The following is a 25,553-nucleotide window of genomic DNA, read 5'->3' as shown; positions in this document are numbered from 1 at the left end:
TCTGGCAGGTTGTTCGGCTTACTCCTTGTGTTCCTCCCATGCCTGGTCCCATGCGGTGCCCTTGCCCGGTTCGTAAGCCCAGGCCGCCATCGAGCACCAGTTGGTGTACGGGAACGGCTTGCAGCGGTACAGCTTGCCGTTGTTGGATACGATGTCGCCGGCGTTGTACTTCGTGCCTTCCTTGTACTGCGGGTGATCGCCGCCGCTGCCGCCTTCGCCGCCGCCGTTGCCGCCACCGCCGCCACCACCGCCTTCGTCATCGCCGTAAAGCGTCCACGCGTCGTTCCACGCGAAGCCCTTGCCCGGTTCGTACGCGGTCGGCGCGCCGGAGCACCAGCCGCTGTACGGGAACGGCTTGCACTGGTACAGCTTGCCGAGGTTCGACACGATGTCGCCGGCGTTGTACTGCGTGCCGGCCTTGTACGCCGGATGCTTGCCGCCTTCGCCGCCACCGTTGCCGCCGCCTTCGCCGCCGCCCGCATCCTTCGCCTTCACGACGACGGTGTGCTTCGCCGTGCTCGACAGCTTGCCGTCGCTGACCGCGACCGAGAACGTGAACGACTGGTCCTTCGCGAGTTCAGGCGCGATGAAGCTCAGCGTTGCGCCGGCCGGCTTCGCGTCGATGCCGCTCGGGACGTTCCACTTGAAGCTCAGCTTGTCGCCGTCCGGGTCGGTCGATTTCTCGGCCGACAGCGTCACGGCCTGGCCGGCTTCCGCCGTTGCCGGGCCACCGAGCTGCGCGACCGGCGGACGGTTTTCCTTGGGCGGCGGCTCGATCGTCGCATCTGCCTGCGCAGTCACGACGACCTGCGCCGTATCCTTCAGGCCGGCCGGATCGGCGACCGTCACGCGGAACGTGTATTTCGTGTCCTGCTTGACCGATGGAATGTCGACGCTCGCCTTCGCGCTCGCTGCATTGGCAAGCTTCAGCGGATCGCCGCCGACCTGTTCCCACTTGAAGCTCAGCTTGTCGCCGTCGGGATCGCGCGACTTCGACGCGTCGAGCGTGACCGTCTGCGGCCCGGTGACCGTCATGTCGGCGCCGGCATTCGCGACCGGCGGATGGTTTTCAGCACCGCCGCCGCCTTCGTCGCCGTGGCCGAGGCCCTTGTGCATCGCATTCAGGATGTCGCCGTTGTCCGCGTCGATTTCCCACGAGAACAGGCCGCCCAGTTGATTCGCGCGCACATAGTCGCCCTTTGCGAGGACGGAGCGTTCGTCGTCGAAGGTGAGGAGTTCGCCGGTGCTCTTGTTGAATACGTACGGTGCTTCGGCCGTCTGATCGTAGTGGTACTCGTAGCCGTTGATGCCGGCGTTGTTCGGCCCGATCATCTCCGCCTTGAGCTTCTTGTAATCGAGGATGCCCGGTTCCCACTGGCCCTTGTGCGGCCCCGTCGCCGTGCCGGTGAACGGATTGCCGTCGGCGTAGCCGTGCACGCCGTTCCAGCCGCGCGCATATGCCGCCGCGCCGACCACCAGCTTCTTCGGATCGACGCCCTGCGCGAGCAGCGCCCTGATCGAGTTGTCCGTCGTGTACGCGGTGTCCGGCTTCCAGTTCGGCGCGTGCAGCGCGGTTTGATGGCCCAGCTCCGTCAGACTGAACGCACCGTAGTAGTCGTACGTCATGTCGAAGATGTAGTCCATGTACTTCGTGGCTTCCTTGTAGTTCACCACGTCGATCTTGTCCTTGCCCGCGCCGATCGCCGACGTCAGTTCATAGGTCCTGCCGGTTTCCTGCGACAGCTTGTCGAGCATCTGCCGCAGTTCCTTCATCAGCGTCACGTACAGCTGACCGTCCTTCGCCGGATCGCCGAGCGACGGGTTTACGCCCTTGCCGCCCGGGAATTCCCAGTCGATGTCGACGCCGTCGAAGAATTTCCACGTGCGCAGCAGCTGTTCGGTCGAATCGACGAACACCTTGCGCTTCGCCTGATCGTGCATCTGGAAGAACGGGTCGGACAGCGTCCAGCCGCCGATCGACGGCAGGATCTTCAGGTTCGGGTTGCGCTTCTTCGCGGCCATCATCTGGCCGAGCACGCCCTTGAGCTTCGAGTTCGCGGTCTGGCCCGGCAACGCCTTGGCCATCTCGCCATAGGTGTCGTGGATCGCGACGCTGTAGTCGGGCAGGCCCTTGCAGCTTTGCAGCAGCGTGTTGAACGAGCCCGGCAGGTCCTTCGCGAGCGATGCATTCACGTCCGCGCCGCCGCAGATCGGGATGAAGCCGTACAGCATGTGCGTGAGGTTCTCGACCGGCACGTTGTCGACGTTGAACTTGCGGTCGTAGATCGACCAGGTCGCGAAGTACGTGCCGACGACCGAGCCGGACGTGTTCGCATACGGCTTGTGGGTCTTGCTCGCGTTGTCGGGCAGGTCGTCCGCGAGCTCGGGAATCGTGTCGAACACGATCACGTCGAGCGGCGCGCTGTCGGTCGACGCGCCGTTGGCGTCGATCACGCGCACCTGCATCTTCTTCACGCCGGGCGTCTTCACGTTCGCGACCACCTGGCCGCTTTGCGTGCCGCCGGGCGTCATCCTGACCTCGGAAGCGGGATCGACGACGCCGTTGACCAACGCGACCGCCTTCACGGCGGTGCCGTTGCTCCAGATGTCGAACGGCAGCGGCACGTCGACCCTCTTGTTCAGCTTGACGATGTCCTTGTACGGCGCGACGCCGGCCTTCTGCATGTCGATTTCGACGAAGCCGTGCGGCTTCGACGTGATTTCGTATTGCTTCAGGCTGGGTTTGCCGGGCGCGGCGAAAGCAGCGTTCGCGAAGCTCAGTGCGCTGGCCGCCGCGAGCGCCGCATAGGCAACGTGCGCACGACGCAGCGAGCGGCGTCGAATCACGATGCCGGGAGTACGTTTATTCGATCTCAATTTGATAGCCATCCATCCTTGGGTTGAAAAAAAGTACCGGGGAAGTGGGCACATTCTTTTTCCTGGACGCAACGGCGGCAACGAATCTCAACGCAATCTAAAAGCGGGCGATGTGAAGACGGTGCGCGAGAAGGCAAGCGCCGGGCGGTGGCGTCGCGCATCTTTGAGAGATCGTTCAGAAAGATACGTCGATGCGCGGCGCCTGACGATACTGCACCCGGCGTTTCGTCAACCGAAGCATGCGTGACGCACATTCCGGCGGTCGCTCGCGATTCGTCGAACGAAGCATTCACCATTCAAATTTCAACTTTCAACCAAACGGAATCAGATGAGAACCCGAACTGCGAAAAAGACCCTCCTTACCCTGTCGCCGCTCGTGGCCTGTGCGTCGATGTTCTTCGCGCAAGCCGCATTTGCGCATGGCTACCTGTCGGAGCCGCCGTCGCGCAACCTGCTGTGCAGCTCGAAGTCGGGCAAGATCGAAAACTTCAACTGCGGTTCGGTCACCTATGAACCGCAAAGCATCGAAGGCAAGCAGGGCTTCCCGGCAGCGGGCGCGCCGGACGGCGAGATCGCGAGCGGCGGCGTGACGCAGTTCAGCGAGCTCAACGAGCAGGCCGTCGATCGCTGGAAGATCAACGACATCAAGCCGGGCGCGCAGAAGTTCAAGTGGACGTTCACCGCGCCGCACGTGACGAAGGATTTCAAGTACTACCTGACGAAGCAGGGCTGGAATCCGAACGCGAAGCTCACGCGCGACCAGTTCGACCTGACGCCGTTCTGCACGATCGACGGCGGGATGAAGAAGGCCGACGAGATCGGCCCGCACAACTGCACGATTCCGTCGGACAAGAAGGGCCATCACGTAATGCTGACGACGTGGCACGTCGGCGACACGGCCGGCATGTTCTACAACGTGGCCGACCTCAACATCACCGATGACGGCGGCGCGACCGATCCGGGCAAGCCGAGCTGGTCGAACGTCGGCAGCATCGCACCGACGATGGACCTGAAGGCCGGCGACAAGGTCATGAACCGCGTGTTCAAGTTGGGCGGCGAAGTGCCGTCGATGAAGACCACGGTGACGATCGGCTCCGCACAGCAGGGCGAACGCAACATGTGGCCGATGCTGCTCGCGAAGGAAATCAATCGTACGCAGGCGGCGAACCTGATCGCCGGCGTCGAGCGCGACGGCCGCATCGAGCCGTCGCTCGGCAAGAACGACGTGTTCTCGAAGAGCAGCAGCGGCATCGTGCGCACCGAGACGACGATCGAACACAAGCCGGAAGGCGGCATCGACGAGGGCTTCAGCATCTCGAACAACGGCGAGTTCAAGATCCAGAACGGCAAGGCCACCGCGAAATTCTTCCTGAAGTTCAACCACGCAAAGGACACGAACGTCACCGTCAAGGTGTACGACGCGTCGAACTCGATGGTCGGCTCGAAGTCGTCGACGATGCGCATGCAGGGCGACGTGAACGTCGACATCGCGAACGCGAAGGCCGGTAACCACACGGCCGTGGCAACGTCGCAGATCGACGGCGGCAAGCTGATGCAGGAAACCGCCACGTTCAAGCTGACCGGTGAAGCGGGCGGCGGCGAAGGCGCGCAGTGCCAGGCGCAATGGAAGCAGGGCACGGCCTACACGGGCGGCGCGAAGGTGCAGCACGACGGCCGCACGTACGAGGCGCGCTGGTGGACCCAGAACGAGGTTCCGGGCAATCCGGCCTCGACGGGCGCCGACCACACCGGCAAGGTGTGGAAGGACCTGGGCGCCTGCAGCAAGTAACGACCTGACGAGGAGATGAAGCAAGCCGCACGCTGCAACGCGTGCGGCTTTTTTATTTGCGGCGAGCGCGCGCCGTGCGGATCGAAACCTGCGTTGATATTTCATTGATGAAGCTGGTGGCGTTTTCCGTCCCCCGGGAAAATGACTTCATCGATCGGCGCTTTTCATCAATCGAATACGCATTCCCGAAAGCGCCTCATTCACCTGCCGTCTGCAACACGACGGCCCCCGGCCGCGACGCCTGCGCCGGGATCTCTCAAGAGGGCAAACGACATGAAACCGATTTATCGGAAATGGACGAAGCGACGCGGCCAGCAGGGCTTCACGCTGCTGGAGCTGCTGGTCGTGCTGCTGATCATCGCGCTGCTGGCCGGCTACGTCGGTCCGAAGCTGTTCGCGCAGGTCGACAAGGCGAAGGTCAAGTCGACGCAAGCGCAGATGAAGACGCTGGGCGACGCGGTTACGCAATACCGGCTCGACACGGGCCGCTATCCGACGGCCGACGAAGGGCTCGACGCACTGGTCGCGCAGCCGCAAGGCGCCGACGGCTGGAACGGCCCGTATCTCGCCAAGGCCGTGCCGAAGGACGGCTGGGGCCGTGCATACCAATGGAACGTGCCGGGCCGCGATGGCGAGGCTGAGATCGTGTCGCTCGGGCGGGACGGTCGTGTCGGCGGGAGTGGCATCGATGCGGACCTTGTCTACGGCATGTAAGGGTCTGCGTCGCTCGATCGCGGCGGTGGCGCTGTTCGCCACCTGCGCATCCGGCGCCGCAGCCAAGGATTGCTTCACGAAGGCGGGGGAACGGCACGGCATCGATCCGCTGCTGCTCGCCGCGGTCGCGAAGGTGGAATCCGCGCTGAATCCGCGCGCGATGAACTGGAACCGGAACGGCACCTACGACATCGGGCTGATGCAGATCAACAGCTCGCACCTGCCGCGTCTGATCAAGGCGGGCGTGACGCACAAGCGGCTGATCGACGAGCCGTGCACGTCGATCGACACCGGCGCATCGATTCTCGCCGGATTCATCGATCGGCACGGCTATACCTGGAACGCGGTAGGCGCGTACAACGCCGGGTCCGCGCCGAAGCGCGAGCCCGCCCGCAAGGCTTATGCGACCAAGGTGTGGCGCGAGTACCGCGCGCTGACGAGCGATCGCGACGCGAGCCTCGCGATGCTCGACGAATGGCGGAGGTAGCGATGGACGCATTTCGGGTGCGCGTGCTCGCCGGCGGCAAGGTCACGCAGCAGACGGTGGACGCAACGAGCGAGGCGGAGGCCCGCGCGCGGGTCGCGGAGCAGGGCGGCGTCGTGCTCGAGGTGCGGCGCGATACCCGTATCGGGCGCCGCCGGCGGGCGCCGAAGTTCGCGCTGGCGCTGTTCCTGCAGGAACTGTCGACGCTGCTCGACGCGGGCCTGGTGTTGATGGAGGCGCTCGAAGCCTTGCGCGACAAGGCGGATTCGGGCAAGGACGCGAAACACGTGATCGACCGGATTCTCGCGGTGATGGTCGAGGGGCAGCCGCTGTCGAAGGCGCTCGCGCAGCAGCCGGCCATCTTCCCGCCGCTGCTCGTCGCGACGATCGAATCGTCGGAGGGCAGCGGCCAGTTGCCGGTCGTCCTGAAGCGTTACCAGCAGTACGAAGTACGAATCGAACAGGTTCGCAAGCGCGTCACCGGTGCGCTGATCTATCCGGCCGTCGTGATCGGCGTCGGCATCGCGATCCTGCTGTTCATGGCGTTTTTCGTGATTCCACGCTTCGCGGTGGTGTTCGAGTCGCTCGCCACGCTGCCGGCGACGGCCCAAGCGATGCTCTGGTGGGCGACCCTGCTGCGGGAGAACGGGATGGCGGTCGGGCTCGCGGTCGCGGCGTCGTGCGCCGGCGTGGTGCCGGCGATCCGCTCGGCAGCCGTCAAGCGTGCCGCGCAGCGCCTGATGTGGCGTGCGCCGAAAGTGCGCGACATCTGCGCGCTGTTCGCGCTCACGCGGTTCTACCGGACCGTCGGCCTGCTGATCGCGGGCGGCACGCCGGCGATCGTCGCGCTGGAGCTGTCCGGCAAGGTGCTGCCCGAGCACTTCCGCGCACGCCTCGCGGCGGCGTTGGCCGAGATGCGCGCCGGTCGCCCGGTCGCGGCCGTGCTCGCCGCGCATGCGCTGACGACGTCGGTCGCCGAGCGGCTGTTGCGCGTGGGCGAACAGAGCGGCGATCTCGGCGGGATGTGCGAGCACATCGCGCAGTTTCACGACGGCGCGCTCGATCGCGCGATCGAGATGCTCAGCAAGGTGTTCGAACCGGTGCTGATGCTCGCGGTGGGCGCGACGGTCGGCGCGGTGGTCCTGCTGCTCTACATGCCGATCTTCGAATTGGCCGGCAGCGTCGGATAGCGAACCGGGCCGGCAAGGCGTTCGCGATCCCGCTGTCCAACCGAACAGGAGAAATCTCATGAATACGGAACACATCGTCCAACGCTGGCAGTCGGAATGGGATGCATCGGGCGTCGGCTTTGCGCAGTACGTCGACGGCCTGCTCGGCGCGGATGCGGCGCGGCTCGCGGAAGTGGCCGCCTGTCTCGGCGTCGGCGCAATCGACGCGGACGCGCTGCGTGCGGCGCCGACGCGCTTCGACCTGCTGCCGCTGCACGACGCGCTGACCTGGCGCGTGCTGCCGGTCGAACTTGGCGGCGTGCCGTGCGTGGTCCTCGCCGACCCGTTCGCCCGCCACGTACGCGACGAACTGCTCGCGCGCTTCGGCGCACGGCCGGTCGAACTGGCCATGAGCGTGCCGGGCGAAGTCGAGCGGCTGCTCGGCGACATCGAGTCGAGCGAACGGCTGATGGACGACGTGACGATCGATACGCAGGGCGATTCGCTTGCGCAGGCGATCGAGTCGATCTCGCTGGCGAGCATCGCGAAGGACGAAAGCCCGATCATCCGGCTCGTCAACACGACGCTCTACGACGCATTGCAGAGCCGCGCCAGCGATATCCATCTCGAAGCGGTGCCGGACGGCCTGGCGATCCGCTACCGGATCGACGGCGTGCTGCAGTCGATCCGTCACATCCCGGGGCTCGAGGCGGCCGCGCAGACGCTGTCGCGTCTCAAAGTGCTGGCCGCGCTCGACATCGCGGAAAAGCGCGTGCCGCAGGACGGCCGTTTCAAGGTCGTGATGCAGGGCCGCGAGATCGATTTCCGCGTGTCGATCATTCCCGGCACCTACGGCGAGAACGCGGTGATGCGCGTGCTCGACAAGTCGCAGCGCGGCGACAGCGTGAGCCTCGACGTGCTCGGCTTCGATGCGCAGACGGCGCGGCGCGTGCGTGCGCTCGCGCATCGGCCGTACGGGCTGATGCTCGTGACGGGGCCGACCGGCAGCGGCAAGTCGACGACGCTGTACGCGGTGCTGTCGGAAGTCAACACGGGCGACGACAAGATCATCACGATCGAGGACCCGGTCGAATACGAGCTGAAGGGCGTGCTGCAGATTCCGGTCAACGAGCGCAAGGGGCTCACGTTCGCGCGCGGGCTGCGCTCGATCCTGCGACACGACCCGGACACGGTGATGGTCGGCGAGATCCGCGACGAGGAGACCGCGTCGATCGCCGTGCAGTCGGCGCTCACCGGCCACCGTGTGTTGTCGACCGTGCACGCGAACGACGGGTTCAGCGTGATCGACCGCTTCATCTACATGGGTGTCGAGCCGTCGACGTTTCTCGAAGCGCTGAACGGCGTGGTGTCGCAGCGGCTGGTGCGGCGGATCTGCGCGCGTTGCGGCGGCGCGGCAACGGACGGCGCCGACCTGCGCGACGCGGCGCTCGACGACCTGAAGCGCGCGGTCACGGCCGGCGCGGGCTGCGAGACGTGCCGCGGCACCGGCTATCACGGCCGGATCGGGCTCGCGGAAGTGCTGACGCTCGACGCGGCGATGAAGGCCGCATTGCTCGAGCGCTCGGTCGAGAAGCGGGCGCAGGCGCTCGCGGACAACGCCGACTATCAATCGATGCGCGACGCCGGGCTCGCGGCGATTCGCGCGCGACTGACGACGTTCCAGGAGGTGCAACGTGCGATCGCCGTGGAATAACGTCGTCGCGGTGCTCGACGCCGACACGCTGAGCGTGTGGACGGACCACGGCTGGCGCCCGCGCCGCGCAGGCCCGCCGCACGCCGTCGTCGCCCACGAGGGCCTGCCTGCCGACGCGCTGGCGCAGGTGCTCGGCGGCCTGCAAAGGGCGCGTATCCCGATGCAGAACCGCGTGCATGTCGTCGCCGGGCATCCGTGGACGCATGGCGTCGTGCTGCCGTGGCAGGACGGGCTGGTGTCGAACGCCGCGTGGGACGGCTATGCGCGCGCGCTGTTCGCCGCCCGCGCGCAGCGCGGTGCGCTGCGAATCCGCATCGAAGCCGGGCGGCACGGGCGCGCGCGCCTGGCGGTGGCGGCCTGCGATGCGTTGCTCGCGTCGCTCGCACAGGCGTGCCGCGCGACCGGCTGGCGGCTCGCCAGCGTGCGCGATGCGCTGTCGGCCTCGCTCGAACGACACGCCGGCCGCCTGGGCGGTGGCGACTACCGCTATGCGCTGCTGGAGCCGCGCGTCGTCACGTGCGTGTTTCGCCGCGCCGGCGAGTGGGCCGACGTGGTCACGCTGCCGCGCATGGGCGGCCGGCGGCTCGACGACTGGTTCGCCGCCGCGGCGCTGATGGCCGGGCAGCCGCTTGCCGGCGCGGCCTTCGCGAGCGCGCTCGATGGCGCGTTGCCGGCCGCGGACGGCATCACGCTGCTCGACGCCGGCGTGGATGGCGCGTTGGCGCGCGAGCCGGGGGCACCGGCATGAAACACCTGAACGAACTGGATTTCGCCGCGCCGCGCACGCGCGTCACGCCTTGGGCGACCGTCGCACTGTGCTGCGCATTGCTGACCGGCGGGTTCGCCGCGAGCGAGTGGTCGCGTGTCGAGCAGTTGCGCGACGAGGTCGACGCAATCGAAAGCCGCATCGACCAGCGCAAGCGCGCGATCGAGCGCGAGCAGCGCCGGCAGAAGAGCATGACGCCGGAGCAGCGCCGCATCGAACGCGTGCTCGCCGAGCAAAGGACGCGTGCGCAAGGTTCGGGGCTGTCGGTGGTCGACTGGATCGAGCACGCATGGACACCGCAGATCGCGCTGAAGTCGTTGACGGTCGACAAGGCCGGCCGCGAGGCGCGCATCGAAGGCGGCGCGGCGGAACTGTCGCACATCTACATCTTCGTCGATCGCCTGAACGACCGTCACCCGGACCGCAAGATCGGCCTGCTGCAGCACCGCGCGAAAGCGGAGGACGGCAAGAACATCTTTCATTTCAGCCTGAGTATCGAACACCCATGACGAACCTGAAAGCAATCGACACGGCGGCGCTCGCCGCGCGGCTGCGCTGGGTCGCTTACGCGGCGGCCCGCAAGCTCGGCGTGCCGGGGCTGCTGGCGGGCGGACTGGTCGTGGCGCTGGTCGGCGCGCACGCGTTTTACCTGCAGCCGGACGGCGAGCATCTCGAGGTCGAGCGCGACGCGCGCACGACGGCGCTGGCTGCGCTGCCCAAGCCGGGCCAGAAGGCCGGCGATGGCGGCATGACGCTTGCGCAGGTGCAGCAGCTGCGCAGCAGCGAGCAGGCGTATTCGATTTTCCAGATCCTGTCGCAGCGCGGCATGGAGCGCAAGCACGCAACGTATCGCCGCGAAGTCGAGGTGAAGGGCAAACTGCGCCGGCTCACGATCAGCATCGCGATGAGCGGCAGCTACGTCGGGCTGCGCGAAGCGATGCGCGAGATCGCGGACCAGCCGATGGTGCGCGTCGAGGGCGTGTCGATCGAACGCGACCGGATCGACAGCGCCAACGTGAACGCCGACCTGCGGGTCAGCCTGCTGGGGCCGGACACATGATGCGCGCGCCCCTGATCCCGTTCGCGGCCGCGCTCGCGCTGGCCGCCGCCTGCCTCGCGGGCGGCAGCGTCGCGCAGGAGGGCGCCGGCCACGCGCCGATCGTCGACGTCTTTCCGGCGCAGAGCTGGGCGTCGCTCGGCGCGGAGCCGGCGCCCGACGCGCCGCCGCCCGTCGCGGCGCCCGAACCCGAACCCCCGTCGCTCGACGAGCCGATCGACGCGCCGCCGGTCGCGGCGCCGCCGTTCGACATCGCCGGCGAATGGCGCGAGAACGACCAGCGCATCGTCGTGCTGGAAGGCGCGGGCAGGACATTCCTGCTGTGCGAATCGCGCTGCGGCGTGCGCGATGCCGTGCTGCCGGGCGGCGAGATCGCCGAAGGCTACCGGCTGAAGAAACTGGGCGAACAGGGCACGGTGATCGTGGCCCGGGGCAGCACCGAAGTCGAGCTGTTGCCGCCCGTCCCGATTCGATGAACCCCGAATTCAACATGTGCCGAACACCATCATGAAACGTAAAGTCAGTCTTTTGCTCCTGATCTCGGCGCTTGCGCTGACAGGATGCGCAGGTTCCCCGTTCAATGCCGCGCCCGATGCCGCCGCGACGCCCGCCGAACGACTCGGCACGCTGCAGCAGCAGAAGGCAGCCGCGCCGGACGACATTGCGCTCACGACCGCCGTCGAGTTCAGCCGCCAGGATTACGTGCGCGCGGAGCTGAAGGAGGCCGACCGCCAGGTCGCACAGGGCAACCATGCGGCTGCGATCGATCACCTCGGCAACGTGCTGGCCGAGGACCCGGGCAACCTGAAAGCCAGCCAGGCGCTCGAACAGGTCAAGCGCCACCGGCAGATGGCGGTCGATCTCGCGCGTGCGCAGCGCATCGGCGGCGAGAAGCCGCAGGAAGCGCTCGAGATCGCGCGGCGCATCCTCGCCGAGCAGCCGAACCACGCTGAGGCGAAACGCTTGCGCGACACGCTGCTGCGTCAGTCGCAGGCCAGCCGCGCGGCGCGCCCGCAACTGTCCGACGCGCTGCGCAAGCCGGTGTCGCTCAACTTCAAGCAGCAGCCGCTTGCCAACATCTTCGACGTGATCTCGCGCGTGTCCGGCGTGAACTTCGTGTTCGACCGCGACGTGGATACGACCCAGGCCGCGACGTTGTTCGCCGAGCGCACGACCGCCGAGGACGCGATCAACCTGCTGCTGCGCACCAACCAGCTCGAGAAGAAGGTGCTCGACCAGCACACGCTGCTCGTCTACCCGTCGCAGCCCGACAAGGCGCGCAACTATACGGAGTTCGCGATCCGCACGTTCTTCCTGTCGCACGCGGACGCGAAATCGGTGATGGCCGCGCTGCGGCAGATGATCAAGCCGAAGGACGTCTACGTGGACGAGCGCGTGAACGCGGTCGTCATGCGCGACACGCCGGAGACGATCCAGGTCGCGGAGCGCGTCGTGATGGGTCTCGACATTCCGCAATCCGAAGTGACGCTCGACGTGCAGGTGCTCGAGGTCAACATGAACGACAGCCTCGATCTCGGCGTCCAGTATCCGGGCAGGGTCCAGTTCGGCGCGCTCGGCGCCGCGGAAGGCGGCGCGCTCACGCTCGGCGACCTGCTGCGCCTGAATCGCGACCGCATCGGCGTATCGAGCGAATCGGGCGGGCTCGCGCTCGCGATTGACATGCTGCAGAAGCAGGGCAAGACCAGGACGCTCGCCAATCCGAAGATCCGCGTGCGCAACATGGAGAAGGCCAACATCAAGATCGGCGAGCGCGTGCCGATCGTCACGACCACCAACGCGAACGGCGTCGTCACCGAATCGGTCAGCTACCAGGACGTGGGCCTGATGCTGAAGGTCGAGCCGCGCATCAGCCTGAACGAGGAGGTGAGCGTCAAGGTGAACATGGAGGTCAGCAGCATCCTGTCGAAGGAAACCACGAAGACCGGGCTGGTCGCCTATTCGCTCGGCACGCGCAATGCCGAGACGCTGATGACCGCGAAGAACGGCGAAACGCAGATTCTTGCGGGCCTCGTCAAGCGCAATGAAACCGACAGCATCGCCGGGCTGCCGGGCGCATCGGGCCTGCCGGTGATCGGCCGGCTGTTCGGTTCGAACGGCCGCAGCAACGAGCGCTCGGAGATCGTGCTGCTGATCACGCCGCATATCGAACGCAATCTCGACCTGCCGACGTCGGCGGTGACGACTTTCCTGTCGGGCACCGAGTCGCGCGTGACCACCGAAGCGCTGACGCTCGAATCCGCGCAGGCCGTGCCGGCGCGGCAGCCGTCGTCGGGCGGCCCGGATCTGGACGCGCCGATCGAGCCGTCGACGCCCGCGGGCAACCGCGCGGCTGCGGCGCCTGAAAAGGTCGAACGGGCCGAAGCGGCCGAAAAGGCCGAAGCGGAACCGAAAGCGCCCGCGGAGGCAGCGCAGGACGAGGCGGCGAGCCCGGTAGTCGAGCCCGTCGCGCGCGGCGCAGGAATGATGCGTACGCGTGCGGATGCCGGGCGACGGCCGGCTGCGGCGATCGAGGCCGCTCAGGCCGTACCGGCCGGCGCCAGCGCGACGCCGCCGCGCGTCACGGTAACGCGCGGAGAGATGACGCGCGCAGAGGTAACGCGCGCAGAGGTAACGCGGGCGGTCGCCTCCGCGGAGAAGGCTGCCGGCCTGCGTGCGGCGATCGCCGCCGCACGAGGCGAGCTGGATCGCGCGGGCCAGGCAGGCGCGGCGCCGCAGATTGCGCAACCAACCGCGGTCGTGCGGGTCGCGGCACCGGCGACGGCGGCCGGGGCGGCGCCGGCGCGCACGCCGGCCGCCGAGCCGCAGGCGCGCGGCGAAAGCCGCGTCACCGCCGCGGTACGTGCGCTGATCGGCACGCTGCAGGCGTTCGTCGATCGTTTCGCGGGCGAGCGCGAAGCGGCGCCGCTGTATGCCGACGCGCCGGTGCTGCGGTCGCGCGTGCGGGGCCTCGCATGAGCATCCGCCGACGCGCCCGCGCGCGCGGGTTCACGTTGATCGAGCTGATGGTGGCGATGTCGCTGCTCGCATTGCTCGCGACCGTCGCGCTGCCGTTGACCGATCTCGTCAAGCGCCGCGCGGACGAAGCCGAGCTGCGCCGCGCGCTGGTGGTGATCCGCTCGGCGCTCGACGCGTACAAGGAGGCGGCAGGCGACGGGCGCATCGAGCGCAGCGTCGACGCGAGCGGCTATCCGCCCGACCTGCGCGCGCTCGTCGACGGCGTCGAGGACAAGAAGTCGCCGGACGGCGCACGGCTGTATTTCCTGCGCAAGATTCCCGCCGATCCGATGTGCGAATGCGACGGCAAGACGCCCGAAGACACCTGGGAAACGCGCAGCTACGCGAGCGATCCCGATTCGTTCTCGTCCGGCGAGGACGTGTTCGACATCCGCTCGACCAATCGCAAGGAGGGCTTCAATGGCGTCCCGTACAACCAGTGGTAGACGCACGCGCCGCGCTGCCGGCTTCACGCTGATCGAGTTGCTCGTCGTGATGGCGATCATCGCGGCGCTCACCGCGTTCGTCGCGCCCGGCTACCTCAAGCAGAGCGATCGCGCGAAGGAAACGGTGCTGCGTCACAACCTGAACACGCTGCGCCAGTCGATCGACGATTACCGGGCGGATCACGGCCGCGACCCGGACACGCTCGATGCGCTGGTCGAAAAGCGCTATCTGCGCGAGATGCCGCTCGACCCGCTCACGGGCAAGCGCGGCTCGTGGCAGCCGCAGGCCGGCGAGACGGGCGGCATTGCGGACGTGAAGAGCGGCGCGAAAGGGCGCGCGCTCGACGGGAGCGCCTATGCGACGTGGTAACCGTTCGCGTGGCTCCCCGCGCGGCCAGCGCGGCATCGCGTATCTCGGCGTGCTGATGCTCGTCGCGGCGCTGGGGCTCGGCATGACGCAGGCGGCGCGCATCTGGACGACGGTGCAGCAGCGCGAGCGCGAGGCGCAACTGCTGTTCGTCGGCGACCAGTATCGCGCGGCGATCGCAAGCTACTACAATGCGGCGGGAGGCAGCCGCTATCCGGCGTCGCTCGAGGCGCTGCTGGAGGATCGCCGCGGCTTGCCGACGCTGCGTCACTTGCGGCGCCTGTACGCCGATCCACTGACCGGATCGATGCAGTGGGGGCTCGTGAAGGCGCCGGACGGCGGCATCATGGGCGTGTTCAGCGAGTCGCCGGGGCGGCCGCTGAAGCGTCAGGGCTTCCCTGCGCGGTACGACGCATTCGGCGACAGCGACGCGTACGGCGAATGGGCGTTTGTTTACCTGCCGCCCGCTCCGGTCGACGGAGCGGCGAACGCGCCTGGGGGCGGAGCGGCACATTGAGATCGGGATGAACATGATTGTCGCAATACTCGAAGACATCGTGACCCAGGCGGGCGTCGTGGCCGGCTGGCTCAACAAGGCGGGCTACGACACGGAAGTGCGGCACGACGGCGATAGCTTTGTCGAGCTGGTGAGCACGCAGCGCGCCGACGTGCTGCTGCTCGACTGGGACGTGCCCGGCAAGTCGGGGATCGACGTGATGCGCTGGGCGCGCGAATCGTTTGCCGATGCGTTGCCGATCATCATGATGACGCAGCACGACGGCGAGAACGACATCGTGTTCGGTCTCAACAGCGGCGCCGACGATTATCTGATCAAGCCGCTGCGGGAGCGCGAGCTGATCGCGCGCGTGAATGCGCAGGCGCGCAAGTATTACCCGGAGATGCAGCGCGCGAAGATCGTCGAGGTCGGCAAGTTCGCGCTCGACGTGAGCGCGCATGCCGCGACCGTGGACGGTGCGCCGGTCGAACTGTCGCAGCGTGAGTTCGATCTCGCGCTGATGCTGTTCGAGAGCGTCGGGCGGATCGTGTCGAAGGACATGATGATCAAGCGCATCTGGGGCGTGGTCGATCGGAAGTACGATGCGACGCTCGCCACCTATATGAGCAAGCTGCGTTCGAGCCTCGGGCTGCGGCCGAAGAACGGGCTCGTGATCACGACGGTCTACAACTACGGGTATCGGCTGGAGCGGACCTGAGCGGTCGGCCGCCAGCCGGAATCAGGTATTTGGAAATCCTTGATATTGCTTATCGGCACGGGAACCGACATCGATAATTTCATCCACTTATCCGCGGCAACACTGTACCGGTAATCGATAAAGGATGAATCATGCATGTGGTTTCTCGAATGAACTCTCAGGGGGCGTCATCAGGCGACGGCCGATACGATCGATTTTCCCGCGCACTGCACTGGATCTTCGCGGCCGTGATCCTGTACACGATGGCGGCAGGATTTTCACTGCACTTCATCACCCAGCCGGATGTCTGGCGTTTCGTGTCGACGCTCAACATGTCGCTCGCGAGCTGCCTGATCGTGCTGTTTCCGCTGCGCTACGTGTGGTCGTTCTTCCGCCGGACGCCGCCTGACGTCCAGTCGATTCCTCCGGCGCAGCGATCGATTGCGCATCTGGTGCACTCGTTGATCTACGCGCTGGTCGCGTTCGTGCTGTTCAGCGGCTTCGTGATGGTGCCGGACGGCTACTGGCTGTTCGGGGTGCTTTACGTGAAGACGCCGTTCAGCGCGGGGCCCGTGACCGAGCACTGGTTCGATCTCCACCGGATCGGCTGCTATGCGCTGGCATTCCTGGTGGCGGCACACGCGGCTGCGGCGCTCAAGCATCATTTCGCGTCGAGGAACGGCGTGCTGAAGCGGATGCTTTGAGCATCCCGGGCGCAGAAATGGAAAAAGGCCGGCACGAAGCCGACCTTTTCAAAACAGATGGTGCCGGGAGGGGACTCGGTCACACGGGCGCGACCCCGGCTGCGCTTGCAAGGCAGCCTTTCGGGTCCTCACGCAAAGCGCGCAGGTGCTTTGCTTCCCGGGCGCAGAAATGAAAAAGGCCGGCATATAGCCGGCCTTTCAAAAAACAGATGGTGCCCAGGAGAGGACTCGAACCTCCACGGTGTTGCCACCGCTAGGACCTGAACCTAGTGCGTCTACCAATTCCGCCACCTGGGCACGTTTCGCTTGTTGCTGCATCGCGAAAGACCGCAATTATAGCGCCCCATTTATCCGTGTCAACACTTTTTTTCATTGCGCCGAGCCGGGCCGGCCGGCGGGCGAACGCAGCGCGTGTGCGTCGTTCCTGACACGGCCGGGTGTTAGAATGGCCGCCAACAATATAGACATGTCTATATCGGCATGGTCGTATTGATGCCGCGCATCATCAGCCAACGCAACGAGAACAACCATCGACAAGCCCTTGAGCAAATATCCGTACCCCATTCCGAGCCGTGAAGAGATTCTCGGCGTGCTGCGTACGAGCGACGCGCCCCTCGCCGCGAACGACATCGCCGAGGCGCTGTCGATCAAGCGTCAGGAGCGCGAAGGGTTCTTCCGGCGCGTCGCCGCGATGGAGCGCGACGGCCAGATCCGGCTCGACAAGCGCGGCCACTATCAGTTGACCCATCCTTCGAACTTCGTCGCCGGGCGCGTGCAGGGCCATCGCGACGGCTACGGCTTCGTGATTCGCGACGACGGGCAGGACGACCTGTTCTTGCCGAACGGTGAAATGCAGAAGGTGATGCACGGCGACCGCGTGCTCGCGCGGATCGTCGGCTACGATCGCCGCGGCCGGCCGGAAGGCCATGTGGTCGAAGTCACCGAGCGCGCGAACAAGCGCGTGATCGGCCGCCTGCTCAACGAGAACGGCGCCTTGATCGTCGCGCCCGAAGACAAGCGCATCGGCCACGACATCCTGATCACGCAGAACGTGAAGAAGGCGAAGGTGGGCCAGGTGGTCGTCGTCGAGCTGACCGATTTCCCGAGCCGTCATTCGCAGCCGCTCGGCCGCGTGGTCGAAGTGCTCGGCGACATCGACGATCCGGGCATGGAGATCGAGATCGCAGTGCGCAAGTACGGCGTGCCGCACGAATTCAGCCAGCCCGCCCTCGACGATGCAGCCGCGCTGCCGGACAAGGTGCGGCCTGCCGACCTGCGGTTCCGCGTCGACCTGCGCGACGTGCCGCTCGTCACGATCGACGGTGAGGACGCGCGCGACTTCGACGATGCGGTCTATTGCGAACCGACCAAGGTCGGCCGTGGCGACGGCTTCCGCCTGATCGTCGCGATCGCGGACGTCTCGCACTACGTGCAGCCGGGCAGCGGGCTCGACGGCGATGCGCTCGAGCGCAGCACGTCGGTCTATTTCCCGCGCCGTGTGATCCCGATGTTGCCGGAGAAGCTGTCGAACGGCCTGTGTTCGCTGAATCCGCAGGTCGACCGCTGCGTGCTCGCGTGCGACATGGTGATCACCGCGCGCGGCGAGATCAAGGCATACCAGTTCTATCCGGCCGTGATCCATTCGGCCGCGCGCCTCACGTACACGGAAGTCGCGGCGGTGCTCGCGAACACGAAGGGGCCGGAGGCCGCGCGCCGCGCCGAGCTGCTGCCGCACCTGCAGAACCTGTACGGCGTCTACAAGGCGCTGTTCGCCGCGCGGCAGAAGCGCGGCGCGATCGATTTCGATACGACCGAGACGTACATCGTCTGCAACTCGCAGGGCAAGATCGAGCAGATCGTGCCGCGCCAGCGCAACGATGCGCACAAGCTGATCGAGGAATGCATGCTGGCCGCGAACGTGTGCGCGGCCGACTTCCTGAAGCGCAACAAGCATCCGGGCCTGTACCGCGTGCACGCGGGGCCGACGCCGGAGAAGCTCGAGAACCTGCGTGCATTCCTGCGCGGCATGGGCCTGTCGCTCGGTGGCGGCGACAAGCCGCATGCGAGCGACTACGCGGCGCTGATGGCGCAGATCCGCGACCGGCCCGACGCGCAGATGCTGCAGCCGATGCTGCTGCGCTCGATGCAGCAGGCGGTCTACAGCCCGGACAACATCGGCCACTTCGGTCTCGCGTATGAAGCCTACGCGCACTTCACGAGCCCGATCCGCCGCTATCCGGACCTGCTCACGCACCGCGCGATCTACGCGATCCTGTCCGGCAAGAAGTACCTGCCGAAGGCGCCGGACGGTTTCGAGCTGAACACCGCGCTGTCGCCGCGCGCCCGCGCGATGCAGCAGGCGGACGACGAAGCGCGCAACCGCTCGCGCAACAACACCGCGATCTGGGAAGAGCTCGGCCTGCACTGCTCGGCGAACGAGCGGCGCGCCGACGAGGCGTCGCGCGACGTCGAAGCATGGCTCAAGTGCTACTTCATGCGCGACAAGCTCGGCGAGGAATACGGCGGGATGGTGAACGGCGTCACGTCGTTCGGCATCTTCGTGCAGCTCGACACGCTGTTCATCGAAGGGCTCGTGCACGTCACGGAGCTCGGCTCGGACTACTTCCAGTACGACGAGATCAAGAATGAACTGCGCGGCGAGCGCACCGGCATCCGCTATCGCCTGTCGGACCGCGTGCGCGTGCAGGTGAGCCGCGTCGATCTCGACGCGCGCAAGATCGATTTCCGGCTGGTGCGCGACACGCCCGTGAAGGCGCCGCGCCCGGCGCCGGCGGTCGTCAACGCCGATCGCGGCGGCCCGCGCGTGCGCGCGCTGCCGCCGGCAGAGGAACCGGCGCCACATCGCAAGAAGGCCGCGAGCGCGCCGACCGCGGCCGTGAAGGAAGCACGCGCGCCGCACGGCGCCGCGAAGAAGAAGGGCGTGCCGGCGAAGACGGCGGCAAAGAAGGCACGCGCCCGCAAGAAGTACTGAACGACGGGGCGGCGCATGCGCCGCGCCCGCAGCATCGAGAGACGCCGTGTGCCCGGTCATTCGCCGGGCACGCGGCGCTTTCCGTTTCCATGGTTTGCGGCCGCGCGCGTTGCGCGGCCGCGCGTTTGATCGAAGGTTGTTCCAGTCATGTCACGTCTGAAGGTTCTCTACGGTTTTCATGCGGTGACCGCACGCTTGCGGCACGACGCGTCGACGGTTGCGGAGGTGCTGTACGACCAGACGCGCCGCGACCGCCGCATGCAGGATTTCCTGCACGCCGCGAAGGAAGCGGGCGTGCGGCTGATCGCGGCCGACGAAACGCGCCTCTGGGGTCTCGCGCATACCGAGCGCCATCAGGGCGTGGTCGCGCGGGTCGAGGACGTTCCGCTCGCGCAGAACCTGTCCGAGCTGCTCGACGGGATCCAGGGCCCGGCGCTGCTGCTCGTGCTCGACGGCGTCACCGATCCGCACAACCTCGGCGCGTGCCTGCGCGTGGCCGATGCGGCCGGCGCGCACGCGGTGATCGCGCCGCGCGACCGCGCGGTCGGCCTGAACGCGACCGCGGCGAAGGTCGCGAGCGGCGCGGCGGATACGGTGCCGTATATCACGGTGACGAACCTCGCGCGCGCGCTGCGCGAGCTGAAGGAAGCGGGCGTGTGGATCATCGGCACGTCGGATGAAGCGTCGGCGACGCTCTACGACACGAAGCTCGACGGCCCGGTCGCGCTGGTGATGGGCGCGGAAGGCGAGGGCATGCGCCGGCTCACGCGCGACACCTGCGACGAAGTGATGAGCATTCCGATGGCCGGCAGCGTCGAGAGCCTGAACGTGTCGGTCGCGAGCGGTGTGTGCCTGTATGAAGCGGTGCGGCAGCGGCGTGTGAAGGCGTAACGGCGTAACGGCTGGAACGCGAACCGCTGCAGACTCGCGCCATCCGAGCGGTCGGCCCGTTGGACATTCCAGTGTTCAACGGGCGCCCCGCGTCAAGGCTTCGTAATCGCCCCCGACGACGCGCCTTCTACCTTTCGAGCATTAAGCCGCCAGCACATAGCGACGATCGACGACAGGCGTCTTGCCGATCGTGCTCGCCTCGGTTCCCGCAAATTGCCAGCCGTATCGTTCATAGAACGCAATGGCGCTGGCGTTGTCTTCGAGCGCGAACAGGTGCAATGTGTTCTCGCCGATTTCCCGCGCCCATGCGCGCGCAGCCTCGATCAGCAGTCGTCCCGCGCCACGGCCCTGATGGTCGGCGAGGACATGCAGGCAGTCGAGCAATGCGCCGTACTGCGGATCCTGCACGTTCTCCGCCGAAGCGAAGCCGATCGCCACACCATCCACTTCGGCGATCCTGACCATGCCCCATTCCGCCTCCGGGCGCGCGAAGTAGGCGATCCATCTCGACAGATGCGCGCCGGGCGCGTCATGTTCGAGATAGTCCGCCGGCAGGATGTGGCTGTAGGCGCGCTGCCAGCTCAGGGTATGCAGCGTGGCGATGGTCCGGGCATCGTCCGGCGTGGCGTGACGGAGTGTGACGTGGACGGCTGGCATCGCGTGATTCCGATCGTTGGCAATCGGGGAGTGTAGCAAGCCGCAACAGACGCGTGGCGCCGGTTGCGCGCGACGCGCCTACGCAGGCTGCCCCTCCTGATCCCGCAATTCCCGCCGCAGAATCTTCCCGATATTCGACTTCGGCAGGCTGTCGCGGAATTCGATGTATTTCGGCTTCTTGTAGCCGGTGAATTCCTGCTTGCAATAAGCCATCAGTTCGTCGACGGCGAGCGCCGGATCGCGGCGCACGACGAACAGCTTCACCGCCTCGCCGGAATTCGGATCCGGCACGCCGACGCACGCGCATTCGACCACGCCCGGATGCGCGGCGACCACGCTCTCTATCTCGTTCGGATACACGTTGAAGCCCGACACGAGGATCATGTCCTTCTTGCGGTCGACGATGCGCACGTAGCCGCGCTCGTCCATCACGCCGATGTCGCCCGACTTGAAGAAGCCGTCGGGCGTCATGACCTTCTCGGTTTCGTCGGGGCGGTTCCAGTAGCCGGCCATCACCTGCGGGCCGCGGATCGCGATCTCGCCGGACTGGCCTTGCGGCACCGGCACGTCGTTCTCGCCGAGCAGCGCGATTTCGGTCGACGGCACCGGCAGGCCGATCGTGCCGTTGAAGGCCGCGAGCGTCGCGGGGTTCAGCGTGACGGTGGGCGACGTCTCCGACAGGCCGTAGCCTTCGAGGATCGGGCAGCCGGTGGCCTTCATCCACCGCTGGCTGACGACTTCCTGCACGGCCATGCCGCCGCCGAGCGTGATCCGCAGCCCCGTGAAATCGAGCGCGGCGAAGCCGGAATGGTTGAGCAGCGCGTTGAACAGCGTATTCACGCCCGGAAAGAAGTTCACGCGATACCGCGACAGTTCCTTGACGAACCCGTCGATGTCGCGCGGATTGGGGATCAGCAGGTTCATCGCGCCCCAGCGTGCACCCATCAGCATGCACGCGTTCAGCGCGAGGATGTGATAGAGCGGCAGCGCGCAGACGGTCACGAGCGCGTCGATCTGCGGCGTCTTGCGCAACGCCGGCTGGCTCCATGCGTCGTTCTGCAGAATGTTCGCGATCACGTTGCGGTGCGTGAGCATCGCGCCTTTCGACACGCCGGTCGTGCCGCCCGTGTATTGCAGGAACGCGACGTCGTCGTGATGCAGCGCGGCGGGCGCGAACGTCTGCCGCGCGCCGGCGCGCAGCGCGGCGCGGAACGGCGTCGCATCCGGCAGCTGGTAGGGCGGCACCAGCTTCTTCACGCGACGTGTGACGAAATTGACGACGGCGCCCTTGACCGGGCCGAGCAGGTCGCCGAGCGACGCGACGACGACGTGCTTGACCTGCGTTCGCGCGATCACCTGTTGCAGCGTCGTCGCGAAGTTCTCGAGCACGACGATCGCTTCCGCGCCCGAGTCGTGAAGCTGATGCTCGAGTTCGCGCGGCGTATAGAGCGGATTGACGTTGACGATGGTGTAGCCCGCGCGCAGCGCCGCGGCAACCGTCACCGGATATTGCAGCACGTTCGGCATCATCACCGCGATGCGCGCGCCTTTCGGCAGCCCCTGGCGCTGGAACCATGCGCCGAGGTCGCGCGAATGGCGGTCGAGCGCCGCGTAGGTCATCGTGCGACCCATGCATGCATAGGCGTCGCGCGCCGCGAAGGTCGCGAACGACTCGTCGAGCAGGTGCGCGAGCGACTGGTAGCGATCGGGATCGACGGTTGCAGGAACGCCCTCGGGATAGGACTTCAGCCAGATTTTTTCCATCATGGTTCTCTCAGTGTCGCGCCGCTCGCGCGTATCGGTCGGTCTTTTCGTCGGCGTCCGGCCCGGCGATCGGGCCGTTCGAGCAACGCCGGAATCGCGTCGCCGCGCCGCGGCGGACGCCGATTGTCGCGGGATCGCCCGCACAAGACAAGTCGCCGGTGCGACGGACTGGCTAGAATGGCGGGCGGCGCGGACCACCGGGGTCCGGCGCCCGCGTTCCTCCGAAGCCGAACCATGAGACTTTTCCATCGCGGCGCGCTGTGCGCCGGCCTCTGCCTGCTGGCCGCCTGCACGTCCCCGACGCTCGTCGGGCGCGGCACCTACTATGCCGACACGAGCCGGCACGCGCAGGGCGCCGATTCGCGCATCCGCTTTCTCGTGATGCACTACACGGAAAGTGACGAAGTGCAATCGCTGCGTACGCTGACGGGCGACGCGGTCAGCGCGCACTACGTCGTGCCGGAGCGGCCGCGCATCGAACGCGGGATGCCGGTCGTCCATCAGCTCGTGCCGGAAGCGCAGCGCGCGTGGCATGCGGGCGTCAGCGCGTGGCAGGGCACGACGGAGCTGAATGCGGCGTCGATCGGCATCGAGAACGTCAACGGCGGCCCGGCCGACACGCCGCAGGGCCGCACGTGGCAGCCGTACCCGCCGGAGCAGGTCGACGCGCTGATCCGCCTGTCGAAGGACATCGTCGCGCACTACGGGATCGCGCCGACCCGCGTGGTCGGCCACAGCGACATCGCGCCGCAACGCAAGATCGACCCGGGGCCGCGGTTTCCATGGCGCGCGCTCGCGCAGGCCGGCGTCGGCGCGTGGCCGGACGACGCGACGGTCGCCGCGCGACTCGCCGGCCGCGACCCGCATGCGGCCGTCGACGTGCGCGCGCTGCAGCTCAAGCTCGCGCGCTATGGCTACGACGTGCCGACCGACGGCGAGCTCGACGCGCGCACGCGCCGCGTGTTCGCGGCATTCCAGATGCATTTCCGGCCGTCCGACTGCGCGGGCAACCCGGACGCGCAAACCGACGCGATCGCGCAGGCGCTGCTCGACAAGTATTTCCCCGGGCAGCCGCCGGCGCCCGACGGCGCGCCTTGACCGCGGTAAACGCGCAGGCGGTCACCCGACTCCGGTAAACTGGCGGTTTTCCGCAATCCAGCAGCATTTTCCTTCCATGACTCAAGACGAACTCAAACGCCTCGTCGGCCAGGCCGCGGCCGACTACGTGATCCAGAACGTGCCGGAAGGCGCGCTGATCGGCGTCGGCACCGGCTCGACCGCCAACTGCTTCATCGACGCGCTCGCCGCCGTCAAGTCGCGCTATCGCGGCGCGGTGTCGAGCTCGGTCGCGACGACCGAGCGCCTGAAGGCGCACGGCATCCAGGTGTTCGACCTGAACGACGTCGAATCGCTGCAGGTGTACGTCGACGGCGCGGACGAGATCGACGCGAGCGGCGCGATGATCAAGGGCGGCGGCGGCGCGCTGACGCGCGAGAAGATCGTCGCGTCGGTGGCCGATACGTTCGTCTGCATCGCCGACGCCAGCAAGCGCGTGCCGGTGCTCGGCGCATTCCCGCTGCCGATCGAAGTGGTGCCGATGGCGCGCACCGCGATCGGCCGGCGCGTGACGGCGGCCGGCGGCGTGCCGGTGCTGCGCGTGACGAAGGACGGCGCGCCGTACATCACCGACAACGGCAACGAGATCATCGACGTGAAGGGCCTGCAGATCGCCGACCCGCGCGGCTTCGAGGCACAGGTGAATGCGTGGCCGGGCGTGGTGACGGTCGGCCTGTTCGCTGCGCGCGGCGCGAACCTGTGCCTGCTCGGTACGGAGAGCGGCGTCGAGACTATCGTTTATCCCGACCAGTCGTAAGAATTGAAAAGCAGTGCGTAATGCACTGCATCGTCAAATCTTGTCAAGAATCGCTGCCCGGTAAGCGCAGAGCGCTTCCCGGGCTTTTTTTGACGCCTTATAAATCCCCCCTTCATGAAGAGGGATAACCCTGTCAGGTGTTTACCAGATAGCGCAACGGCCTCGAAACTCATCAACTTATAGATCATAAGAACAAAGTCGTACCAGGGCCGGCGGAACTGCGGAGCAGGTGTTCGCAAATAGACGCACGGGGAGGTGTCATGGAGCAGGGCAAAGACCGGTCACTGGTCGCCAAAGTGATGGATGGGCTTGTCGCAGGCATTGTCGAGGACAAGTACGGCGGCATCCTGCCGCCGCAGGATGTGTTGTCGAAGGAGTTCGACGTGAGCCGCACGGTGATGCGTGAGGCGCTGTCGATGTTGCTTGCGCGCGACATGCTGGACGTTCGTCCGAAGGTGGGCACGCGCGTTCGACCGATGCGCGACTGGCGCATGATCGACGAGGACGTTGTGAGCTGGCGGTTCCGGGCGAAGCCCGATCCGCAGTTCATGCGCGACGTGATCGAATTTCGAATGCTGATCGAGCCACGCGCGACCGCGCAGGCGGCCGTGCGTGCGAGCGCGGCGGACGTCGCCGGCATCCGCGAGGCGTTCGAGGCGTTCAAGGGAATGCAGCCGGGCGAGCCCGGCTACGACGCGGCCGACGAGCTGTTGCATACGCGGATCGTCCACGCGAGCGGCAACCAGTTCTTCCAGCAGATGGCGGCGATCGTGCGCGGCGCGGTGCGGCTCGTGAATCCGCGCGTCGTGCAGAAGGAGGGCGCGCACGACGTGGCGGTCAAGGCGCATGCGCGCGTGGTCGAGGCGATCGAGCGGCGCGATCCGCGCGAGGCCGAGGCGGCGTCGCTCGCGCTGATCGACTACAGCGCCGACGAAATCTCCCGGGATTTCTCCGTCGAGGTGCCCGTGCGCGCCTGATCCGGCGCGCGGTTCGCTCATCCATTCATCCGATTACCGGCCAGCCGTTTATCATGACGGCCGGCCGGCGGGAGTGTCGGCCCTTTTCATACGACCGATACGAC

The 25,553-nt window shown here is 66.9% G+C and carries 24 protein-coding genes and 1 tRNA gene; 21 read left to right on the top strand and 4 right to left on the bottom strand.

Going from position 1 to position 25,553, the window contains the following annotated elements; genetic code table 11:
* Positions 1 to 18: 18 nt before the first annotated feature.
* The gene (locus ABFO07_RS11315; protein ID WP_430733026.1) at positions 19 to 2,889 is read right to left on the bottom strand and encodes a glycosyl hydrolase family 18 protein; all 2,871 of its coding nucleotides are present in this window, start codon (positions 2,887 to 2,889) and stop codon (positions 19 to 21) included.
* Between ABFO07_RS11315 and ABFO07_RS11310 the strand changes: the two genes are divergently transcribed.
* The 16 genes from ABFO07_RS11310 (at position 2,849) to ABFO07_RS11235 (ending at position 16,295) form a co-directional block, all read left to right on the top strand.
* Positions 2,849 to 3,124 carry a hypothetical protein gene (locus ABFO07_RS11310; RefSeq protein ID WP_196486828.1) on the top strand — a complete coding sequence of 92 codons (276 nt, stop codon included), beginning with the start codon at positions 2,849 to 2,851 and terminating at the stop codon, positions 3,122 to 3,124. The two genes, ABFO07_RS11315 and ABFO07_RS11310, sit on opposite strands and share 41 nt — an antisense overlap.
* A gap of 81 nt (positions 3,125 to 3,205) precedes the next feature.
* A complete protein-coding gene (gbpA, locus tag ABFO07_RS11305) occupies positions 3,206 to 4,666 on the top strand; it encodes an N-acetylglucosamine-binding protein GbpA (RefSeq protein ID WP_347467219.1) in 1,461 nt (486 codons plus the stop codon).
* A 273-nt stretch (positions 4,667 to 4,939) separates the two neighbouring features.
* The gene (gspG, locus tag ABFO07_RS11300) at positions 4,940 to 5,380 is read left to right on the top strand and encodes a type II secretion system major pseudopilin GspG (RefSeq protein ID WP_059906198.1); all 441 of its coding nucleotides are present in this window, start codon (positions 4,940 to 4,942) and stop codon (positions 5,378 to 5,380) included.
* Positions 5,355 to 5,867, top strand: a complete 513-nt coding sequence (locus ABFO07_RS11295; protein ID WP_059560862.1) for a lytic transglycosylase domain-containing protein — start codon at positions 5,355 to 5,357, stop codon at positions 5,865 to 5,867. Before gspG ends, ABFO07_RS11295 begins: the two co-directional genes overlap by 26 nt.
* Positions 5,868 to 5,869: 2 nt before the next feature.
* The gene (locus tag ABFO07_RS11290) at positions 5,870 to 7,054 is read left to right on the top strand and encodes a type II secretion system F family protein (RefSeq protein ID WP_060028325.1); all 1,185 of its coding nucleotides are present in this window, start codon (positions 5,870 to 5,872) and stop codon (positions 7,052 to 7,054) included.
* A 58-nt stretch (positions 7,055 to 7,112) separates the two neighbouring features.
* Positions 7,113 to 8,747, top strand: coding sequence for a GspE/PulE family protein (locus tag ABFO07_RS11285; protein WP_060017136.1), 1,635 nt, complete (start codon positions 7,113 to 7,115; stop codon positions 8,745 to 8,747).
* Positions 8,728 to 9,495: a hypothetical protein gene (locus ABFO07_RS11280; protein ID WP_230948497.1), complete on the top strand. Its 768-nt coding sequence runs from the start codon at positions 8,728 to 8,730 to the stop codon at positions 9,493 to 9,495. Before ABFO07_RS11285 ends, ABFO07_RS11280 begins: the two co-directional genes overlap by 20 nt.
* On the top strand, positions 9,492 to 10,022 hold the full coding sequence (locus tag ABFO07_RS11275; protein ID WP_059807070.1) for a hypothetical protein: 531 nt from the start codon (positions 9,492 to 9,494) through the stop codon (positions 10,020 to 10,022). The genes ABFO07_RS11280 and ABFO07_RS11275 overlap by 4 nt, the downstream gene beginning before the upstream one ends.
* The gene (locus tag ABFO07_RS11270; protein WP_059906201.1) at positions 10,019 to 10,573 is read left to right on the top strand and encodes a hypothetical protein; all 555 of its coding nucleotides are present in this window, start codon (positions 10,019 to 10,021) and stop codon (positions 10,571 to 10,573) included. Before ABFO07_RS11275 ends, ABFO07_RS11270 begins: the two co-directional genes overlap by 4 nt.
* Complete coding sequence (locus ABFO07_RS11265) at positions 10,570 to 11,046, top strand: hypothetical protein (RefSeq protein ID WP_060017138.1); 477 nt, start codon at positions 10,570 to 10,572, stop codon at positions 11,044 to 11,046. The genes ABFO07_RS11270 and ABFO07_RS11265 overlap by 4 nt, the downstream gene beginning before the upstream one ends.
* 31 nt (positions 11,047 to 11,077) lie before the next feature.
* The gene (locus ABFO07_RS11260) at positions 11,078 to 13,546 is read left to right on the top strand and encodes a secretin N-terminal domain-containing protein (RefSeq protein ID WP_347467214.1); all 2,469 of its coding nucleotides are present in this window, start codon (positions 11,078 to 11,080) and stop codon (positions 13,544 to 13,546) included.
* Entirely contained in the window at positions 13,543 to 14,031 is a 489-nt protein-coding gene (locus tag ABFO07_RS11255; RefSeq protein ID WP_059560325.1) for a type II secretion system protein, read from the top strand. Before ABFO07_RS11260 ends, ABFO07_RS11255 begins: the two co-directional genes overlap by 4 nt.
* Entirely contained in the window at positions 14,006 to 14,401 is a 396-nt protein-coding gene (locus ABFO07_RS11250) for a type II secretion system protein (RefSeq protein WP_060147777.1), read from the top strand. The genes ABFO07_RS11255 and ABFO07_RS11250 overlap by 26 nt, the downstream gene beginning before the upstream one ends.
* Positions 14,388 to 14,915: a type II secretion system protein gene (locus tag ABFO07_RS11245; RefSeq protein WP_059886092.1), complete on the top strand. Its 528-nt coding sequence runs from the start codon at positions 14,388 to 14,390 to the stop codon at positions 14,913 to 14,915. Before ABFO07_RS11250 ends, ABFO07_RS11245 begins: the two co-directional genes overlap by 14 nt.
* Positions 14,916 to 14,928: 13 nt before the next feature.
* Complete coding sequence (locus ABFO07_RS11240; protein ID WP_059560871.1) at positions 14,929 to 15,612, top strand: response regulator transcription factor; 684 nt, start codon at positions 14,929 to 14,931, stop codon at positions 15,610 to 15,612.
* A 149-nt stretch (positions 15,613 to 15,761) separates the two neighbouring features.
* Positions 15,762 to 16,295, top strand: a complete 534-nt coding sequence (locus tag ABFO07_RS11235) for a cytochrome b (RefSeq protein ID WP_347467212.1) — start codon at positions 15,762 to 15,764, stop codon at positions 16,293 to 16,295.
* A gap of 210 nt (positions 16,296 to 16,505) precedes the next feature.
* On the opposite strand, the gene ABFO07_RS11230 is transcribed toward ABFO07_RS11235, so the two are convergent.
* Positions 16,506 to 16,592: transfer RNA gene (locus ABFO07_RS11230), tRNA-Leu, on the bottom strand.
* A gap of 244 nt (positions 16,593 to 16,836) precedes the next feature.
* Here ABFO07_RS11230 and rnr point away from each other — a divergent pair.
* Complete coding sequence (rnr, locus tag ABFO07_RS11225; RefSeq protein ID WP_059807046.1) at positions 16,837 to 19,287, top strand: ribonuclease R; 2,451 nt, start codon at positions 16,837 to 16,839, stop codon at positions 19,285 to 19,287.
* 147 nt (positions 19,288 to 19,434) lie between these two features.
* Positions 19,435 to 20,178 carry a 23S rRNA (guanosine(2251)-2'-O)-methyltransferase RlmB gene (rlmB, locus tag ABFO07_RS11220; RefSeq protein ID WP_059886088.1) on the top strand — a complete coding sequence of 248 codons (744 nt, stop codon included), beginning with the start codon at positions 19,435 to 19,437 and terminating at the stop codon, positions 20,176 to 20,178.
* A 141-nt stretch (positions 20,179 to 20,319) separates the two neighbouring features.
* Here rlmB and ABFO07_RS11215 read toward each other — a convergent pair whose 3' ends face one another.
* Together ABFO07_RS11215 and ABFO07_RS11210 are read right to left on the bottom strand one after the other, a co-directional pair.
* The gene (locus tag ABFO07_RS11215) at positions 20,320 to 20,835 is read right to left on the bottom strand and encodes a GNAT family N-acetyltransferase (RefSeq protein ID WP_347467209.1); all 516 of its coding nucleotides are present in this window, start codon (positions 20,833 to 20,835) and stop codon (positions 20,320 to 20,322) included.
* Between the two features lie 78 nt (positions 20,836 to 20,913).
* Positions 20,914 to 22,599, bottom strand: coding sequence for a long-chain-fatty-acid--CoA ligase (locus ABFO07_RS11210; protein WP_347468659.1), 1,686 nt, complete (start codon positions 22,597 to 22,599; stop codon positions 20,914 to 20,916).
* A gap of 234 nt (positions 22,600 to 22,833) precedes the next feature.
* On the opposite strand from ABFO07_RS11210, the gene ABFO07_RS11205 reads away from it, so the two are divergent.
* The 3 genes from ABFO07_RS11205 (at position 22,834) to ABFO07_RS11195 (ending at position 25,449) form a co-directional block, all read left to right on the top strand.
* Positions 22,834 to 23,697 carry an N-acetylmuramoyl-L-alanine amidase gene (locus tag ABFO07_RS11205; protein ID WP_347467207.1) on the top strand — a complete coding sequence of 288 codons (864 nt, stop codon included), beginning with the start codon at positions 22,834 to 22,836 and terminating at the stop codon, positions 23,695 to 23,697.
* Positions 23,698 to 23,773: 76 nt separating this feature from the next.
* Complete coding sequence (gene rpiA / locus ABFO07_RS11200; protein ID WP_059560358.1) at positions 23,774 to 24,472, top strand: ribose-5-phosphate isomerase RpiA; 699 nt, start codon at positions 23,774 to 23,776, stop codon at positions 24,470 to 24,472.
* 260 nt (positions 24,473 to 24,732) lie between these two features.
* On the top strand, positions 24,733 to 25,449 hold the full coding sequence (locus ABFO07_RS11195; protein ID WP_059560361.1) for a FadR/GntR family transcriptional regulator: 717 nt from the start codon (positions 24,733 to 24,735) through the stop codon (positions 25,447 to 25,449).
* Positions 25,450 to 25,553: the final 104 nt, after the last annotated feature.

Source organism: Burkholderia stagnalis (assembly GCF_039848545.1).
Taxonomy (GTDB): domain Bacteria; phylum Pseudomonadota; class Gammaproteobacteria; order Burkholderiales; family Burkholderiaceae; genus Burkholderia; species Burkholderia stagnalis.
The sequence above is the reverse complement of the archived record's forward strand: the minus strand, read 5'-3'. Positions and strand labels throughout refer to the sequence as shown.